Source organism: Streptomyces sp. NPDC093544, from assembly GCF_040683495.1.
In the GTDB taxonomy this organism is placed as follows: Bacteria; Actinomycetota; Actinomycetes; order Streptomycetales; family Streptomycetaceae; genus Streptomyces.
The window spans coordinates 1-17,747 of record NZ_JBFBEA010000035.1; the positions used below are offsets into that span (position 1 = coordinate 1).

Consider the following 17,747-nt stretch of genomic DNA (forward strand, 5'->3'; position numbering starts at 1 on the left):
CCGGGGGTCACCAGGCGGCCTGCCGCCGACACCACCGCAGTGGCCCCCGGCTCCGTGCCGGGCACACCGACCGCGCTCACCCGGCCGCCGCTTCGCTCTTCCTCCGGAAGCCGAACACTCCGCTGCGCTCCGTTTCGCGCGTCCCCGCGCGAATTGCCAGCCTCCGGCTGGGGTTTATGAATTGCGGCCTCCGGCCTTAATTCATAAACTGCGTTCCTCCGGAACGGAAAAGCGGTGTGAATTTACGGAGTTGGGGTTTTATGTTGAGGCGATGTCAGGTGTTTGGCGGGAATTCCATTCCCTTTTGAAGGCATTTCAGGGAATCTCCGATTCCCTGAAATGTGAGAATAACTGAATTGGTATTCCGTGGAGAAAGGTAACCCACGCAATACCGGGGTGGGTTGGGCCCTCCGGGCCCAACCCACCCCGGCAGACAGCGCCATGACGGAGAGTCAGAACGCCCCTGAAGGGGCTGTGGCTCCCTCCGGGCACCAGCACCGCCCCGAGGCTCCCGCAGCACCCCCAACAGCCAGCACGAGGCTGGGCCATGTCGACGGCGCTTCTTCTTGGCCTCGGTCAGCTTGCGCAGGGTGCCCATCCAGGTGCTCATGAAGCCGGCCGCCCCGCTCTCGTCCCCCCGGATACGAAAGATGCCCGGGCCGGCCGCGAGCTGCTCTATGAGCGCCTCGTACAGCTCGTCCATCAGCGGACTGAGGCACGCCAGGACTCGGCGCTCCTCGTGCCATACCCGGTGTGGAGGCCGAGGACCGGGTGCGGGTGCTGGGCTGGCGGTCGAGGTGGAGGTGTGGGACCGGGCGAGCGTCGCCCTATGGCGCGGGATGCGGCGGGTCCCCTGCAAGGCCGCTCATGGAGGGTGTCTCGTCCGTCGAAGGCACGTCTGAGGACGTGAGATCGTAGCGAACTCGTAGTAGGCCAATCGGCTCGAACCAGCGGCCGTAGGAGGGGGCAGAGTCCACTTCGACCACGACGGTCAGCTCGACCCGCGCAACGTCCTGGAGGCGCCGTCTCCTCCACCCTGAGCGGAAAGCTTTTCGTGCCCATGGATGATCGGCGTTTGCGGGGGTGAGTAGCGCGCCTAGTTCCCTTCCGGCTGCTTCCTCCACAGGATTGGTCCGGCCGACCCAGCGGAAGCGTCCCGCCGAGTCGAAGCGGCCGAGCAGCACGGTGTCGGGAGAGCTGGCGAGTCCCGTGACTGCGCCGACGATCGCGGTGTTGCGGCGCCTCAGGGCCGCCAGGTTCTGCAGGGCGAGACGGTGGGCCGGCGCGTCGAGACCGCTGCGGGTGAGACTCTCCAGGGCGTCAAGTCCTCGTTGTCGGTCCTCGTCCCATCCCATGACCACCATCGTCCATGCCGCGTACACCCGCGCCATGTCCGGCATATCTCGGTTGTGGGCGATCCTGGCAAGGGCGGTCACTAGCTTTTTTCGTTCCCACAACTCTTTGAGCGCCATGGATCTCGCCCCTTCACCCACCGGACCGGCACTGGTGTCGATGGGCAGGTCGACGACTATGTCGACGCGGAGCTGGTGGGGAGCAGCCGCCACCTCGGCCATGGCCAGCTCGGCACGGGGATCCTCCAACGCGAGGAGTACGTACAAGGCATCAATGCGGTCCTCCCCCTGCGCCCCGCCCAGCAGCGCTGTATCCGTCAGTTGCTCCATGGCGGCATCCACGAACTGGGATGCGACACGAGTGCCCAATATGTGCTGCCTCACGATGAACGAGCGCGCTTTGGTACCTCCGCGCACAGTCAGCCGACGGAGGAAACGGTCGAGTTCCACCCCCGTTTCCCGTGCTCGGTCCAGGACGAATCCTGCATACGAGTCGCCCAATGTCGGCGCCTCCCAGGGCATACCGGGGCCGAATAGTCTCCCGAGGCGGAGCAGCGGACCGGTGTTGAGAATGGCAAGGGCTTGATTTCGCAGAACGGCGGGGTCGCGTGCGAGACTCCGGACAGCGAGGAACTCAGCCAGTGTTTGGTGAATGAACTCCCATTTGCCAGCCCTCTCGACAAGAAGCCCGGTACTCCGCAAGGAGTCCCGCACCACTACGCGCCACACCGTTTCCGGCACCGCGGGCGGGCATTGTCCCAAGTTCGCGGGGAGAGGCTCGGGTTCGGCGGAAACAGCGTTCGATGCCAGCAGTTCAACGATCTTCTGGGTCTCTTCCACCACATGCTCGGAGAGGTTCTCTCCGTAGAGGTTCAACGCTGCTTCGATCCGTTGCCGCAGTCCCGAGTGGAACTGGCGCTCCCAGAGTAGGTCTGTGAACCGCCCGTACAGGTCGCTGCGTCCGCCGACGGGCTCCTCCGTCTGGTCATGCGGCTGGAACAGATAGCAGAGCATGGTGGCCATCAGGGGGGTGCGGGCCAGTGTGGCGTGCCCCGATCGGAATACCGAGCGAGCCAGGCCGGCAGACTTGCCTGCGGGGTCGGCCGCGCCCTGGGCCGAGAACCACGCGTGCGTGAAGGCGTTGAAGCTCTTCCTGTCGAATGGCTGCAGTTCGAACCGCGGCACACCGTTCCCCAGGACCTCAAACTCGGCCTCGGGAAGAGGGCGGCTCGCCACCACGGCAACACAGGCCGGATCCGCGCCTTGCAGCGGGCCGCTGAGGATCTCCAGCACCCGCTTGCGCTGGCCCGGATCGATGATCTCGTCCAGACCGTCGACCAGCAGGAGCCATCGCGCGTGGGGTCCGGGTCGGCCGACGAAGAGTTCATGGGCCCCGGCGAGTGGACCCAGTTCCTCAACGACGTACTGGGCGACTGAATGCCACAGCGGCCGGGAACCGGTCAACGCCCACGCGGGCAGCAGCACGGGGACCGGGGAACCGGGCCTGGCATCCTCCAGGCCGGCCCTCAACACCTGACGCAGGAGGCTCGACTTTCCGCCGCCGGGCCCCGCTACGAGAACACAGCTCCCGCCGTGCAGTACATCGACGGGGTCCCACGGAGAACCGTCCGCGGGCGCCGAGAACCCCTTGATAGCCCCTGCTCCGCCGGGAGACGCCCTGATGACGATCTGCGGTTGGTAGACGTCAGTGAGGCTCGGTGTTGTCCACCTCCTGGTCCCGGGGTTGGGGTGGTGGAAGGCGGCTTCGCCTGCTGCCCGGAGATACACCTCGAGTTGGCCAGCGGCCTTTTCTCCGCCCATGCGCCCCGTTTTCGCGGCGGCCGCCCTGGCACGTAGTAACTCGAAGTGCTTGCGCCCCATGAGGCCTTTCCCCCCTTTCTGTGCGGCCCGTTCCAGTAAGTAGGAGACCAGCCAGCGGAACGATTCAGTATCGCCCGGCACGGTTTTCCCGCCGAACCAGTCGCTCAAGGAAGCCTTGTTGAGGAGTGTGTCGCCTTTCGAGGAAAGGCCCAGCTGTATCAGGCTCGCAGCCTTCGGATTGCCGGCTCGACGGCGTATTTCGGTCAGTGCCTCGAAGAACTGCACTTCCTCGTCCGAGAGTCCGGCGTGCTCCTCGCCGGAGGCTCCGTCAGTCATCCTCGCGCCTCCCCTGTAGGCCCCGCCCTCCACCGTTTCCGGAGTTCGGAGCGAACCGCCAGCGAACCACTCGCCTGGCGTCCCCGACCAGCTACGTACCCGTCAACAGCCCAGTCGTACACCGCACCGACCGCCGCCTGACCTGCCTCCTCGGCTCCTCAGCCGTGCCAGCCCGGCACGGCGCGAGTCCGGGAGCACCCCAGGTGTACGCACCGCGCACAAACACGTCCCTCCCCACCGCCGCAGGGACCCACCTCGTCGTACCGGCCAGATCAGTCGTCGCACCCGCCCGGGTCTTCCGGGGAGACGACAAGAACCCTCCAGCCGTCTTCGCGGACGGATTCCGCATTCCCTCCATCTGCGCGAACGTAGACCTCAAGTCGTACGGATTGCGCAATACGCGTTCCCCTTGGGTCGGATATTCCAAAAAGGAGAACCAGGCGGCCATGTTCCCGCAGACGGCGCGAGGCAGCACCTGGGTGTACGAAGTAGACCGGCCCGGAACAGGAATCGACGTAAACCGGGCCTTGGGCTACGGATATCTCTTCCGTAACGAACGCGAAGTGATATTCCTCCACGACATGCCGCCGTCCCGGATCAGGCGCGCCGTGTGGTGGTCCTGGGGAATCCCCACAAGTCACGTCGTCGACAATCCCCACTATGTCCGCACGACAGGCGCCCGTGAGTCCTTCCCACCCAGCCGGACTACCCCTGACCACTGACGGGTTGTCCCTGTACGACCTCGTCGCTGCCGGCGCCGACCTATTCGTCCGCGCACTGGCGTGTCAACCAGTTCCAGTGCGAGATGCCGTAGCCGCTGCCGGAAGCCCAAGACGGTCGGCCTCCGAGTACGGCGTAAGGCGCTCGGGAGCGCAGTAGTTCAGGAAGTCTGCGAGCACGATGCCGTGCGCCGGGGATCGCCGCCTCGCGTCGGCCGAGTCCCGCTACTGACGTCGGCCGCTCCACCACCGGCGCGGCCGATCGGTCTGCGGCTGGCCTACGGCTCCTGGTCGAACGAGACCACCGCTACTACCTGCTGCCGCTGGGCTGGAACCACGACACGGACCCCACCTACGTCATCGACGACGAAACCATCCGGATCGAACTACGCCCCGGCACCCAGCCCCGCCGCTGACCAGGCCGTCCTCGCCCGCATCGTCACCCGGCCCCTGGTCAGCTGACGATCTGGTCACGGCCGTCGACGAGACGGACTTCAGGACCGCGCGGCTTCACGGGCAGATGGCGGGCATACCAACGGAGCAGGTGAGCCGGCGAGTGGTTGCACCGCCAGCAGCGCACTGCACGTACGGGCTGGACGGGGGCGGGTTCTGCGGACGGCTTCGTCAGGTGCGGGTGTCGTGCCGTCTCGTTGATCTGCTCTGCCGCTATGGTTCTGGGCTGCGGCAGGATGCGCACGCCGCGAGCCTGCGTCCGGTACCCCGCACCGGTCATGCACCAGGCGAAGGACACCGGAACCGACTCGGTTCCAGGGACGGTCCCGCACCGTTTCGCCCATGCCCGCGCGTCATCGACTCTGCGGGGCAGCGGGGGCCCTGGAGCGGAGATCGATCCTCATGACCAAGTCCGGTGCCAGCGGCCCCAAGGCCCAGCAGGCGGCCGGCGGCCGCTACACCCAGGTCCGCCGCACGGCACCGTCCTCGCGCAGCGGGAGCACGGTGCAGTTCCTGCTGGAGGACCGGTACGAGCTCGGCACGCTCACGGTGCAGATCGCGGCCGCCTGGGCGCGGCAGGGGATGCTGGTACTGCTGGTGCATGAGTACAAGCCGTACGGGATCAACATGGCGCTGCACTCCCGCCGGGTGAAGGAACGCAAGGCCGCCGAGCGGCGGCGGCAGCAGGCCTGGCCCGGGGGCACCGCAGCACCCTGCTGTGGACGGCCGGCACCGGCCGGAAACAGGGCGGACTGCTGGTCGAACAGCACACCCCATGGTCGACTCCGCCCACCGAACCCAATCTCCTCACCCATGACGACAACCCGCTCCACGACGCACTGCAGTTGGGGCGCCGCCACTTCGACACCGTCGTACTCATGGGCCGCCCGACCTGGCCGCACCGCAAGCTCGTGGACCACTTCGTCGTACTCGCCGCCAGCAACCACCCCCGTCACCGAGACCCTCACCCACGGCGCGGTACCGGAAGAACGCCGAGAACAACCGCTCATCCCCGAACAGAGTGCCGCGCTGCTGCGCGAGCGGCACCTCAACTTCCTCTACCACCGCCCGACCTCATTCCTCGGAATGATCACCGGCAGCCGCGAACTCCCCGCCGCCGAACCTGAACCCGGCTTCGTCCACGCGGTCGAAGCCAACATGGCCGCCGCCGGCATCCCACTCCTGGGACACGTCCACGTCAGCGACCACGACCTGGCCGCACACACACCGCACCCACCATGCAGACCTCGACCCCGGCATCGAACAGGCCGCGAAGACCATCACAGACCACTGGTAGCCAGCCGGGCTGGCGGGTTCTGCTCCATGAACGACGGGTGGCCGCCGGTATCGGGCTCGCCGCGGCCAGTGGCGGCTTCCCGATCGCCGGCGCGTGACCACCGCCCTCGGCTGTGCGGCGCGGGGTGTCCGTACGCCCGTAATCGACTGCCGGAAAAAGATTCCGGCCGACGGGTAAACGCAAGTTCCCGCCAAGGGTGTTCAGCGGTGTTGCAGTCGGCAGGGCATCTGCTGACGTTACGCGGTCGGCAGGGGACGTGATCGGGTATGTGGGAATCGGTGGTGCTCGCGGTACTGGCCGCTACGGTCAGAATCGCCCTCCAGGTGGTGGCCTGGCGGCGAGAGTTGGCCCGTGAACGTGAACGGGGCCGGCTGGTGCTCGCCGCGCTGCGCCTGGCGGGTCACGGTGTCCAGGTGGAGGACCGCCGCCCGGACGGGGGCGTCCTGACCGTGCGGGGCGATGGCCTGGCCGCGTCGAGCGGCCAGGAAGGGGAAGCACGTTGAGCGGTGGGACGGGCAGTGTCCGGGCCGGTGCGCAGGAGCCCGCATCGCGGGGTGGCGACGAGGCAGCGGAGGACGGACGCGTTCCCGTCGACTTCGACGCGTTCTTCACGGCTCATCGTCCGGCCCTGCTGGCCCGGGCGGTGATGCTGTGCGGTAACCGTCAGGACGCGGAGGACGCCGTCCAGGACGCCTTCCTCGCGGCGCTGGAGAACTGGGACCGGATCAGCGGCTACGAGCAGCCCAACGCGTGGGTGAGTCTGGTGATGCGGAGAAAACTGTGGCGCGCGCTGCGTCTGCGCCTCAAGGCTAAGCGCGCGGCGCTGGACGTGGCCCTGCCCCGCCAAGCGCTGGCGGACGAGACGGCGCAGGCCCGGCGGGTGCTGACCGCGATGGCCGCCCTGCCGCCGCGCCAGCGGATGGTGCTGGTCATGTACAGCCTCTGCGCCATGACCCACCAGGAGATCGCCGAGGACCTGAACATCGCGGCCTCCACGGCGCGGGGGAACCTCCGCAAGGGGCGCGACAACCTCCGGCGCATGCTCGACCTCGACCCGGACACCGATCCCCTGGGCGAGGTACCGCTGGTGGGCACCGGCGGCCCCGCGCCCGGAGACCAGCTCGCCGCGGCCCTGAGTACCGCCGAGTCCTGGCTCTGCTCGGCCTTCGAGGAGGACGAACAGGCACCACGGCAGGCCCGGGCCGACCTTGCCGGTCGGCAACGCGAAGGAACGGGGCGCAGGTGACAGGGACGAACCAGGCGGCGACCACGTCGCGCGCCCTGCTCGGCTGCGCCCTGCTGGCCGGAGTCCACCTGCTCGCCGTCGCCGTCCTGGCCACCCAACTCCTGCTGCTCATCGCCATCCTGACCACAGAAATCTGGCAGTTCGCCCTGCTGGGCTCCCTCACCGTGGTCCCCGTCTCCACCCTGGCCTACGGGCTGCTCGCCGCGACATCCGCCGACGTGGCCGAAGGCCCCCGGATCGTGCTGACCCCGCAACAGCAGCCCGAACTGTGGGCTCTGACCCTGCAACTCGCTGGCGAGCTAGACACCGCCGCACCCGCCACGATGCGCCTGGCCGACACCGTCAACGCCTACGCCAGCGAACGCAGCAAGCTTCTGGGCCTGGTCGGAGGCCCCCGCACCCTGGACCTGGGCCTGCCCCTGCTCCTCGGGCTCACCAGGGACGAGCTGCGCGCCGTCCTGTGCCACGAACTGGGGCACTACGCGGGCCGGCACACCCGACTGGCGGCTGTCAGCCACCGCGGCAGCGTCGCCCTGGAACGCACGGTCCGCCTTCTGGAGGTCATGGAGACCGACCAGACCAGCGTCAAACCGCCGGTGCGACTGCTCCTGAAGCTCACCAAGGCGTACAACGGTGCGTACCTGCGCCAGACCTTGGCCGTACGGCGCAGTCAGGAGCTCGAAGCGGACGCCGCGGCGGCCCGGATCGCCGGCGCGCGCACGTTCGCGCAGGCCCTGGGGACAGTGCACGCCCTGGCACCGCTCTGGGACGAGTTCATCGAGAACCGGGCCCGGCCGGAGGGACCATCGGCACCGGCGGCCGGGAAGGGCGGCGCCGGGTCGCTGCCCCGGTTGATGCTTCCCGACGGCGTGTTCCGGGACTTCGCGGACCGGCTCGCCGGTCCGGTGGGCCGGCCCTTCACGGACGGCAGGGGAACCTCGGCACTGAACGTCGTCTCCAAGGACGGGCTCGGCAGTCACCCGCCGCTGGCGGTCCGGCTGGCGGCCCTGTGCCCCGACAGCAGCCCGGACAGCGCCCACCGACCGACCGTGAGCGCACGCCCTCCCGCCGCGGGTCTTCTGCGGGACCTCCCCGAGCTGGCCGAGGCCCTACAGGACGCCATGCGCCCGGTCGGTGGCGCGACCCCCGCACATGCCGACGCCACAGTGTTGAAACCGCCCCAGCTCAACAGGGCGTTCCTGCTGTTCAAAGCCAAGACCATGCTGATCGGAACATTCCTGGTCCTGGCGGCGAGCGCCTTCGTCCACACCGTCATCTCCCCGCCCCGCACCGATCCGCCACCGATCTCCCCACCGCCCAGCGCGCAGACCGTCTGGCCCGAGGCGTCGCTCCCGCCGCGGACCCTTCCGACGTTCACCCTCCCTCCTGTCCCGCCGCCCGGCGGGCTCACCACTCTGCCGCTCCTGCCGTTGAAGTAGACCGGCGCAGGCAGGCCGGAGGCGTCGCCGCCATGGACGGGATCCACGACGCGTCCCAGGTCCGGAGAACCGACGAAATGTGGCTACCGAGGTGACGGAATGCGCGGAGCCGGGTTGTCCCTTGTCATCCAATCCAGGCGTTTGACAGCGAACCCAGCCCTTTCGGCTTCTATGACAGTGAACCTGGTCGTGCGGGGTGAGCGCGCTGGAGGCCGACGGAGACTCAGCCGCCGATGTGGATAGGGGAGGCGCTGCGCGCAATGCTGTCGATGAGCTGGACTGGGTCAGCCTGCCAGTCGGGCGAGGGTCAGTGCGTGCGCGCGGTCGAGGGAGTCGGCAGCAGCGCAAGGGATGTCCGGCTGCACACCGGTGCCCTCCCAGTTCGTGCCGGAGACGGGATTGATGGCGCGGCCGACGGGGACTGTGGCTTCCAGGTGTGGGTGCAGGGTCCAGCCGTTGCACGGGTGTGCGCCGCCGCGGGTGGGCTCGCCGACGACTGTGGCGCGGCCGAGCTGTTGGAGGTCGTACGCCAGCTCTTCGGCGGCGGAGAAGGTGCTGTTGCTGGACAGCACATACAACGGCTTGCTGCCGCCGAAGCGCGCGCCGGGAACGTGCGGCAGGCTCCAGGACTGCTCGGTGCGCTCGCTGCCGCGCCAGTGCATGGTGTTGAGGTGGGTGCGCTCGTCGAGTAGGTAGCTGCAGACGAAGGCGACCGTGTCCGGGTCGCCGCCCCGGTTGGCGCGAAGGTCCACGATCAGCGCCTGGGCGCGGGAGGCCAGGGTGAGCGCGGCACTCAGCGGTTCGGCGGCCCACTCCAGCGGAAACAGCATCGGTGCCAGCTCCACCACGGCGACCCCTCCGTCGAGCAACTGCACCCGGGGCGCACCGCCCAGCGAGGTGTCGAAGTCCCGGCGCATGGCGTCCCGGGTGGCCACCCCCTGCTTCGGGGAGACCGGGTCGGCGTGGTGCTTCAGTCTCAGGTGCCGGTCGCCGTTGACGGACTGCAGGTCCGCGGTGACCACGCGAGCGAGCTCCTCGGCACCCTCGATGTTGTAGGCCCCCTCGGCCAGGCGTCGTTGCAGCAGGCCGGCGAGCTGCTCGGCTATCTCGGGGAAAACGTAGTGCTCGGTCAGCAGCCGGGCTGTCTCGTCGATGACAGGGGCCGGCGCAAGCGTCGTCGGAGTCGTCATGGCAGGGAGTAGAGCACTGCCCTTGCGAAAGCGTCAACGAGATTAGACACTTTCGGTATGCGTGATCAGCCTTCCCACCTGCCACCCCCTGAGGATGTTCTGGAGATCGGTGCGCCCGACCAGTTCGCGGCGCTCGCCCACCCGTTGCGTCAACGGTTGCTCTTCGCCCTGGGCCACCGGCCTGCCACCACCAGCCAGCTCGCGGCGCAGCTCGACGCGAAGAAGGGCAACGTGGCCCACCACCTCAAAGTGCTCCGCGAAGCCGGGCTGGTCCACATCGCCGAGACCCGCCAGGTCCGCGGCGGCATCGAGCAGTACTACCAGCGCACGGCCCGTCACATGGTCGTCGCCGAACCCCAAGCAGCAGGCACCGCCGCGATGCTCGCCGCGGTCGCCCAGGAGCTGGACCGCTCTCCCGCCGAGACCCACCTGACACTGCGCCACCTGCGTCTCAGCCCCGCGAAGGCAAGAGAACTCGGTGAGACCCTCGCCCGACTGGTCGACGAGGCCGAGGAAGATGCAGAGGACCAGCCCCTGCACGGTGTGTTGGTGGCGCTCTATCAGCAGGCCCTGCCGACCAGCACCACCAGTTCCGCCTAGTGGCACCAACCTCACGAGACAGCACACCTGGCTCACACGAGACGAACCGCACTCATTGACATCCAACCCAGTCGCCCCAGATCGGCGCGTTGCAGGCGACTATCTTCGATGTCGAAGGACACTGAGCGCTTCTCGCTGAAGTCTGAGCGCCGGACCGTGCAGAACTGAAGCGGTGACGGTCCGGGGCGTGCTATCCGCCGTTCCGACGCTGCCGATGTGGCTGCAACGGCATCAGGCGGGGCATCCTGGGCTTACCGGCCTTTCCCGCTCGTACTGTCGGACTGGCCGAGGAGGGGGAGCAGCGTGAACTCCGACGACCCGACGGGCCCCAATCAGTGGGCCGCCACGTCGCTTGAGCATTTCGACCAGCTGGCTCGCGGGGTGCTGAGGGCCGCCCGCGACGCCGCCCGGGAACTGCGGCGCCGCTCTCCAGACCAGGAACGGCTGGCATGGGCTCTCGGTGTCCTGGCGGGGCAGACGCAGGCGATGCTGGGTCTCGACCGGCCGGCCCACCCGCCGGTCGGGGCCGCAGCGCAGAGGGAATTCGTCTGTAGCTCTCTTCAACTCGCCGTACACGCGCTGGCACACCGATGGACAGAGGCCGACCTCGGCCTGGCGGGTCAGGCCGAGGTACCGCATCTTGGCGAGCGCCGGACGGCCGATGCCTTCGACGTGCTTGGGCGGCTGATGCTCCCGCACGCCTCACCTGAGGGCTGGGCCGCCACCATTTGCACCGAACTGGCCCGCGGCGACGAGACGTGGGAGGCGGTGGTCAAGCTGGGCAAGTACATCCTGCACCCCACCTTCCTGACCCTCGCCGACGACGCGACCCGTGTCGTCGGCGAGGCCGTGCACCACATCAACGTGGACAGGCTGCAGGAGCTGGCCGACTCGGTGCGAAACTTCGCGGGCGCCGCCGAACCATCCCACCCAGCAACGGATCCGACCCCAGCCGTCGAGGTACCAGAGCCTGAGCCCAACCCTGCGAACCCGCCGATGCCGCTGGAACAACCCAAGCCAAAGCGGCGCATGTTCGAGCCTTTCAGCCAGCCGAAAAGGCGCAGGAAAGTCCTCGGGCTCCCTCGCCGCCTTGTGTCGGAGGACGGAAACATGGCTCGCCCCGGACGTGCTCGCGCGACCCGGGAGGAGGAGCCGTTGCCGGAGCCTCCGCACACCCCGGGTTCGACGTCCCCTCACCTGCCCGGCCGCGAGTTCGGCCCCTGACCGGCACCGTACGTACCGCGGTTCACCGGGAGATTCCGCACGCGTTCGCGGGATGCCCATGCTCCGGGAGCTGCGTTTCAGCAGGCCAGCGAATTCCGTCGGTTGGCCGGTCCTGGAGGACAACACCGGCAACCGCAAGATCGGGGTCCCTCCTCGGCGTTCGCCCGGAACTGACCGGCTGTTCCCCGCCGATCCACAGAGAGCCCCTCCCCTGCTCTCAGCGGTCAAGTGCGGGCAGATGAGCCAGGCTTGTGTCGAACATGATGCGGTCGAGGGTGCAGGGGGCTGCCGACGCCGATGATGCTCTCGATGTCGCGATCACGGACCTGGCCTCGGTCTGTGGTCTTAGCTGTGTTCCGCGAACAGCGAGTTGGGTTTGCGCCGTTGCCGTCCGACGTGGCCCTGGACACGGCAACCAGGACCGATTGGCTTTATTCACGAGTAGTGACGTCAGTTGTTCACGGGTTTGGGAGGCACCCAGATCCACGATCGGGTGATGTTCACGAGTTTTGACAGCACTGCGGTACTTGCCAGGACAGCATCGGGATGCTCCTGGTGAAAGGTCCTGGTCATGCCGCAGATGTCCAAGGTCGAGCTGTACGCGGCGATCCGGCGTGATCACCGTGCTGGCATGAAGATGCGCGAGCTTGAGCGCAAGTACAACGTGTCGTGGCGAACGGTCAAGAAGGCCGTGGACTCCGTCTGGCCGGAGCCCCGGAAGAAGCTGCCGCCGCGGCCGACTGCGCTGGATCCGTACAAGCCGGTGATCGACGAGATGCTGCGGACGGACCTCGACGCGCCGCGCAAACAGCGCCACACGATCACGCGGATTTTCCACCGACTCACGAGGAACACAGCGCCGATGTGTCCTACCAGATGGTCCGGCGCTACGTCTCCGACCGAAGCCGGAGATTCTCACGGCCTCGGGCAAAGCCCCGGTGGAAGCGTTCGTGCCGCAGACCCACCTGCCCGGCCATGAGGCAGAGGTCGACTTCGGCGACGTGACCGTGCGCTTGGCCGGCGAGCTGGTGACCTGCTACCTGTTCTCGCTCCGCCTGTCCTACTCGGGCAAGGCCATCCACCGGGTCTTCGCCTCCTGCGGCCAGGAAGCCTTCTTCGAAGGACACGTGCACGCGCTTCGCACGCTGGGCGGTGTCCCGCGAACCAAGATCCGCTACGACAACCTGAAGTCCGCCGTCGCCCAGGTGCTGGGCCTGAACAGGGCCAGGGTCGAGGCCGACCGATGGATCGCCTTCCGCTCGCACTTCAACATCGAGAGCTTCTACTGCCGCCCCGGAATTGAAGGCGCCCATGAGAAGGGCGGTGTCGAAGGGATGATCGGCTACTTCCGCCGCAACCACTTCACTCCGGTCCCGGAAGTCGACTCCCTCACTGAGCTGAACGAGATGGTCGACCAGTGGGACCTGCACGACGGGCATCGCCGGATCGGTTCACGGCCGCGGACCGTCGACGAGTACTTCGTCGTCGAGCAGCCACTGCTGATGCCACTGCCGCAGGAGCCGTTCGAGACCGGCCGGCTGTTCACGCCGCGGGTCGACCGCTACAGCCAGATCGCCGTTCGGACTAACCGCTACTCGGTCCCGACCCGTCTGATCGGCAAGCGGGTGCGCGTCGTCCTGCACGCCTCTCACCTGGTTGTTTACGACGGGAACGTAGAGGTGGCCCGGCACGAGAGGCTGATCGCGAAGGGCAGCTGCCGCTTGGACCTGGACCACTATCTCGAAGCTCTCATTCGCAAGCCGGGAGCTTTCCCTGGTGCCACGGCCCTGGAACAGGCCCGCTCCGCCGGCAAGTTCACCCCGGTCCACGACGCCTGGTGGGCACAGGCCCGCAAGGTTCACGGCGAGCGGGACGGCACCCGGGCGTTGATCGAGGTCCTGCTGCTGAACCGCCACCTCACCCACGAACACGTGGTCGCCGGGCTGGCCACCGCGCTGCGGGCCGGCGCCCTGACCGCCGACGCGGTCGCCCTGGAGGCACGCAAGGCCGCCCAGGCAGAGGACGAGCCAAACGTCGGCGCGCCCATCTCGGCGGTTTCCGGGCAGGCGCCGGCAACCGTCACATCCCTGCATGAGTGGCGGCTGGCGCACCTTCCGCCGGACACCAGACCTCTGCCGTCGGTGACCCCCTATGACCAACTGCTCCGAAGCCGCCGCACCAGCGGTGGCGACCAACGTGAGTGAGAAGCCCAGTGACCCTGCCCCACCAGCGAGGCTTGACCGAGCAGGCCGCCGACGCCGCGATCGACACCGCCTGCCGCCTGCTTCGGCTGCCGTCGATCCGCAACGAGTTCACCGACATCGCCGACCGGGCGGTCAAGGACCAGATGACCTACCGGGGTTCCTCGCCGAGCTGCTGATGACCGAGTGCGACGACCGGGCCCGGCGACGCTCGGAACGACGGATCAAGGCGGCGGGCTTCCCGCGGGAGAAGTCGCTTCGGGCGTTCGACTTCGACGCCAACCCGAACATTGACGCGGCAACCGTCCACACCCTGGCCAGCTGCGAGTGGATCAAGAAGAGCCAGCCGCTTTGCCTGATCGGGGACTCCGGCACCGGCAAGTCCCACATGCTCATCGCCTTGGGAACCGAGGCGGCGATGAAGGGCTACCGCGTCCGCTACACCCTCGCCACCAAGCTGGTGAACGAACTGGTCGAGGCCGCCGATGAGAAGCAGCTGAACAAGACCATCGCCCGCTACGGCCGCGTCGACCTGCTCTGCATCGACGAACTCGGCTACATGGAACTCGACCGCCGCGGCGCCGAACTCCTCTTCCAGGTTCTGACCAAACGCGAGGAGAAGAACAGCGTCGCGATCGCCTCTAACGAGTCTTTCGGCGGTTGGACCAAGACTTTCACCGACCCCCGACTCTGCGCGGCCATCGTCGACCGCCTCACCTTCAACGGCACCATCATCGAGACCGGGACCGACTCCCATCGCCTCGCCACCACCCGAGCACGCGCTGAAGAACCCGCCAAGGCTGGCTGACACCTGCCCTCCCACGCCGAGACGTGGAGTCACCTACTCACCGGAGCGGGCCACGAGCAGCGGCTGGAAAAAGCCCGTCTCCTGCGGCATCCGCCACTCGGGGTCGACGAACCCGGCGTCGGCTGCGAGGCCAGCCAGCCGCTCCCGGCCGAGTGCCCAGTAAGTAGTACGGCGGACCTGGACGCGCCATTCCCCGCCTGCCGGAAGGAGTTGGAAGTGCTCCAGGTCGTAGTGCTCGGCGTCGTCGTGCCAGTGCCAGAGCTGGAAGGTGACGGTTCGTTCTTCTCCGCCGCCGCAGTCGACGTTCCTGTGAACTTGTGGAGGCGCCGAAATCGGGCGGTCGCGCAGCAGGTCATCGTAATGGCGTGTGCTGACCAGCAGCAGGCCGTCGGGACGCAGCACGCGGCGCATCTCGGCCAGGGCGGCGTGCACATCCTGCTCAGTCAGCAGGTGAGGCAGCGAGTTGTCGGCACAGACGACCGTGTCGAACCGGCCGTCAGGGAACGGGAGGCGTCGCATGTCGGCAGCGGCCGTGCGCAGGCTCAGGTTCCGGCGGGCGGCCTCACGGGCAGCGCGGGCGGCGGCACGGGGGCTGATGTCCGTCCCGGTGACCTGGTGCCCGCACAGTGCCAGGCCGATGGCCTGCGTCCCGATGCCGCAGGAACAGTCGAGTACCGCCGCGCGATCCTGGCCGATCAGGGCGTCCAAGGCACCCCCCTGCCGACGGATGCTCGCATCCCAGTCTGAATAGATCAGGTGGTAGTCGTCAGCCAGTTTGTCGTAGAAGTGCGCCACCGATGTCTCGGGCATGGCCCGAGGTTACCGTGCCTGCTTCCCCGGAGGCACCGGTCACCCCCGTGATCGGTGCGAACGCACTCACTGACGGCAGCACCGTCATTTCCCGTGAACATCTGTGAGTGCGTTGATCGCCAACTGCTGTTGAAACTCATCGACAAACGCTGCTGCTGAACGTGAACGAAGCCAAACCGTCGACGGCGTACAAGGGCGGCAACGCCGCCCTGACCGGGAACCAGGTTCAGCAGTCCGACCCAACAGCCGCCGCTGCACCTTCACGCTCGAAGCCGGAAAGAACCTCCACAGGGTGGCGTTGTCCACACCAGTGGGAACGGGAAGGGATCTCAGAACCACATCAGACCCGCCAAGGTGGGTTGACCAGGCGTCAGCGCAAAGAGCCCAGGCTGACCCCTACCCGTTCAGGTACCGCCTTGGGCACCAGTTGGTGTCGGCCACTCAGCAGACCCACCGCCCAGTACGAGAACGACCCTTCTGATCAGCATCACGCAGGGCTCCAGGGACCGTGACAATGACCATGACCTGACCAGGAGGCACCCGTTGAGTGACAGCACGGAGGAACCCGCCGATCTTTCGCCCAACGAGCGGGCGATATGGGCCGCCTTTCGTCACGGCCAAGCCTTTGATGCCCGACCAGAAACACAAGGCGCCGATCGTCCTCCCTCAACTGGCTTGCAGGTGCGTGCCGACGTCCTGACACGGCTACTGGTTGACGGGCCGCCGGCCCTCCCCGGAAGGGTCGCATCCCTCAGACTGAGGGGTTTGCAGATCACTGGAAGCCTTGACCTGTCAGGGCTGGAGGTGAACACCTACGTGGAACTCGTTGAATGCACTTTCGACCGCCCCGTGATACTTACGGGAACTCGCATGTTCACTCTCCGTCTCGTCGGCTGCGTCCTGCCGGGGCTGAGCGCGGAGGGGCTGCGTGTTTCGGGTGATCTCCAGCTACCACGGTGCGAGTTCCCAAACGGCCTCCTTCTGAGGAATGCACGCCTCGAAACCGACCTACTGCTCAACCGAGCAAAACTGAACCCGGACAGGCGCGGGTTCAGCCTGATAGCCGATGGGCTCGTGGTAGTGCAAGATTTCCGGGCAGAATGCATTCAGTCGACCGGGCGGATATCACTCGCAGACGCAAAAGTCGGAATATCCTGCAGCTTTCGTGGGAGCCAACTGCGCAATGGGCCCGGCCCATACGTGCTGACTGCGCCCCGCCTGCAGGTGGAACGCTCTCTCGACTTCTCCCCCGCTGCCGTGGAACAAGAGCACGTGGCCGGGCCCAGGGAACAGCCCACAGTGTTCGAAGGCGACGTACGGCTCGACGATGCCCGGATCGGAGATCTCGTCGACCTCGACCACGCCCGCCTGCTTCTTGGCGGCGGAACGTTCTCCATGCGCCGCATGCAAGCCCCGGAACTGCGCTTCTGCCCTGACGAGATCGACATCGGCCGGGTGGTGTTGACGGAAGCTACAGTCGGCACCTTGGTCGACTCGATGTCGGCCTGGTCGATGTCCCGCCCCGTACTGTCCGGCTTCGTCTACAAACGACTCGCTCCCAGTGGACCGTTCCCACTGCCGGAAAGACTTGCTTGGCTGATGGCAGCAACTTTGGGCGAGTACGACCCAGAGCCCTACGAGCAGCTCGCCAGGGTGCTGCGGGCCGAGGGCGAACCGCAGGATGCGGACACCGTCCTCCTCGCTCGCATGCGCAGTCGCCGACAGACACTGGGCGGAGCGGCAAAACTATGGGACGCAGTTCAAGACGTCACATTCGGCTACGGCTACCGCCCGGGGCGCGCCGCAGTCTGGCTCGCCGTGATCTGGGGCCTGGGCTCGCTCTGGTTCACCCTCTGGCCCCCCGACCCCATGAAGGCCGGCGAAGGTCCGGCATGGAGCGCCCCCATCTTCACCCTCGATCTCCTGCTCCCCATCCTGGACCTGGGCCAGGAGACACAGTGGCACACCGAAGGCATCTCCATGTGGATCGCCGTCGTCCTTGCCTTCACCGGCTGGATCCTGGCAACCAGCGTCGCCGTCGGAGCCGCGGCCGTACTCCTACGCCGCAACTGACCCATCGACCCGAGCTGATTCTGCCCGCAGCCGCCACTGCACTCGGACGGGCGATCCCCGGCGAACAGCTCATAGCCGCACGCCGTCAGGAGCGGGATCCGCGGCCGTCGGCTGAGCCCGGCTCGTACACGGCGGCGGCTTATATACGGGCTCCGGCGGGCTTCGGCAGTTGATCTCG

General features: G+C 67.4%; 10 protein-coding genes and 2 pseudogenes. 8 read left to right on the forward strand and 4 right to left on the reverse strand.

Features of this window, described 5'->3' with window-relative positions; translation table 11 throughout:
- Positions 1-827 precede the first annotated feature (827 nt).
- Together AB0N66_RS37120 and AB0N66_RS37125 are read right to left on the reverse strand one after the other, a co-directional pair.
- The gene (locus AB0N66_RS37120; protein WP_365443431.1) at positions 828-3,509 is read right to left on the reverse strand and encodes an NACHT domain-containing protein; all 2,682 of its coding nucleotides are present in this window, start codon (positions 3,507-3,509) and stop codon (positions 828-830) included.
- 1,627 nt (positions 3,510-5,136) lie between these two features.
- Positions 5,137-5,649: a hypothetical protein gene (locus AB0N66_RS37125; protein WP_365443433.1), complete on the reverse strand. Its 513-nt coding sequence runs from the start codon at positions 5,647-5,649 to the stop codon at positions 5,137-5,139.
- 595 nt (positions 5,650-6,244) lie between these two features.
- On the opposite strand from AB0N66_RS37125, the gene AB0N66_RS37130 reads away from it, so the two are divergent.
- From AB0N66_RS37130 to AB0N66_RS37140, 3 genes are read left to right on the forward strand one after another with little or no spacing between them, the layout of a single operon-like run.
- Positions 6,245-6,481, forward strand: coding sequence for a hypothetical protein (locus AB0N66_RS37130; RefSeq protein ID WP_365443435.1), 237 nt, complete (start codon positions 6,245-6,247; stop codon positions 6,479-6,481).
- On the forward strand, positions 6,478-7,224 hold the full coding sequence (locus AB0N66_RS37135; protein ID WP_365443437.1) for a sigma-70 family RNA polymerase sigma factor: 747 nt from the start codon (positions 6,478-6,480) through the stop codon (positions 7,222-7,224). The genes AB0N66_RS37130 and AB0N66_RS37135 overlap by 4 nt, the downstream gene beginning before the upstream one ends.
- Positions 7,221-8,663 carry a M48 family metallopeptidase gene (locus tag AB0N66_RS37140; RefSeq protein ID WP_365443439.1) on the forward strand — a complete coding sequence of 481 codons (1,443 nt, stop codon included), beginning with the start codon at positions 7,221-7,223 and terminating at the stop codon, positions 8,661-8,663. The genes AB0N66_RS37135 and AB0N66_RS37140 overlap by 4 nt, the downstream gene beginning before the upstream one ends.
- 284 nt (positions 8,664-8,947) lie before the next feature.
- On the opposite strand, the gene AB0N66_RS37145 is transcribed toward AB0N66_RS37140, so the two are convergent.
- Positions 8,948-9,853: a S41 family peptidase gene (locus AB0N66_RS37145; protein WP_365443441.1), complete on the reverse strand. Its 906-nt coding sequence runs from the start codon at positions 9,851-9,853 to the stop codon at positions 8,948-8,950.
- 57 nt (positions 9,854-9,910) lie between these two features.
- On the opposite strand from AB0N66_RS37145, the gene AB0N66_RS37150 reads away from it, so the two are divergent.
- From AB0N66_RS37150 to istB, 4 genes and pseudogenes are all read left to right on the forward strand, one after another.
- Positions 9,911-10,453, forward strand: a complete 543-nt coding sequence (locus tag AB0N66_RS37150) for a winged helix-turn-helix domain-containing protein (RefSeq protein ID WP_365443443.1) — start codon at positions 9,911-9,913, stop codon at positions 10,451-10,453.
- Positions 10,454-10,756: 303 nt separating this feature from the next.
- A complete protein-coding gene (locus AB0N66_RS37155) occupies positions 10,757-11,677 on the forward strand; it encodes a hypothetical protein (protein ID WP_365443446.1) in 921 nt (306 codons plus the stop codon).
- Between the two features lie 580 nt (positions 11,678-12,257).
- Positions 12,258-13,881: pseudogene (istA, locus tag AB0N66_RS37160) on the forward strand (IS21 family transposase).
- A gap of 8 nt (positions 13,882-13,889) precedes the next feature.
- Positions 13,890-14,686: pseudogene (istB, locus tag AB0N66_RS37165) on the forward strand (IS21-like element helper ATPase IstB).
- A 33-nt stretch (positions 14,687-14,719) separates the two neighbouring features.
- Here istB and AB0N66_RS37170 read toward each other — a convergent pair.
- Complete coding sequence (locus tag AB0N66_RS37170; protein WP_365443449.1) at positions 14,720-15,496, reverse strand: class I SAM-dependent methyltransferase; 777 nt, start codon at positions 15,494-15,496, stop codon at positions 14,720-14,722.
- 1,299 nt (positions 15,497-16,795) lie between these two features.
- On the opposite strand from AB0N66_RS37170, the gene AB0N66_RS37175 reads away from it, so the two are divergent.
- Positions 16,796-17,569 carry a hypothetical protein gene (locus AB0N66_RS37175; protein ID WP_365443452.1) on the forward strand — a complete coding sequence of 258 codons (774 nt, stop codon included), beginning with the start codon at positions 16,796-16,798 and terminating at the stop codon, positions 17,567-17,569.
- Positions 17,570-17,747: the final 178 nt, after the last annotated feature.

Bases quoted from the DNA above. Each gene is read 5' to 3' on its own strand.
- AB0N66_RS37130 (WP_365443435.1), top strand. From the start codon at position 6,245: ATGTGGGAATCGGTGGTGCTCGCGGTACTGGCCGCTACGGTCAGAATC.
- AB0N66_RS37120 (WP_365443431.1), bottom strand. From the start codon at position 3,509: ATGACTGACGGAGCCTCCGGCGAGGAGCACGCCGGACTCTCGGACGAG.
- AB0N66_RS37150 (WP_365443443.1), top strand. From the start codon at position 9,911: ATGCGTGATCAGCCTTCCCACCTGCCACCCCCTGAGGATGTTCTGGAG.
- AB0N66_RS37145 (WP_365443441.1), bottom strand. From the start codon at position 9,853: ATGACGACTCCGACGACGCTTGCGCCGGCCCCTGTCATCGACGAGACA.
- AB0N66_RS37170 (WP_365443449.1), bottom strand. From the start codon at position 15,496: ATGCCCGAGACATCGGTGGCGCACTTCTACGACAAACTGGCTGACGAC.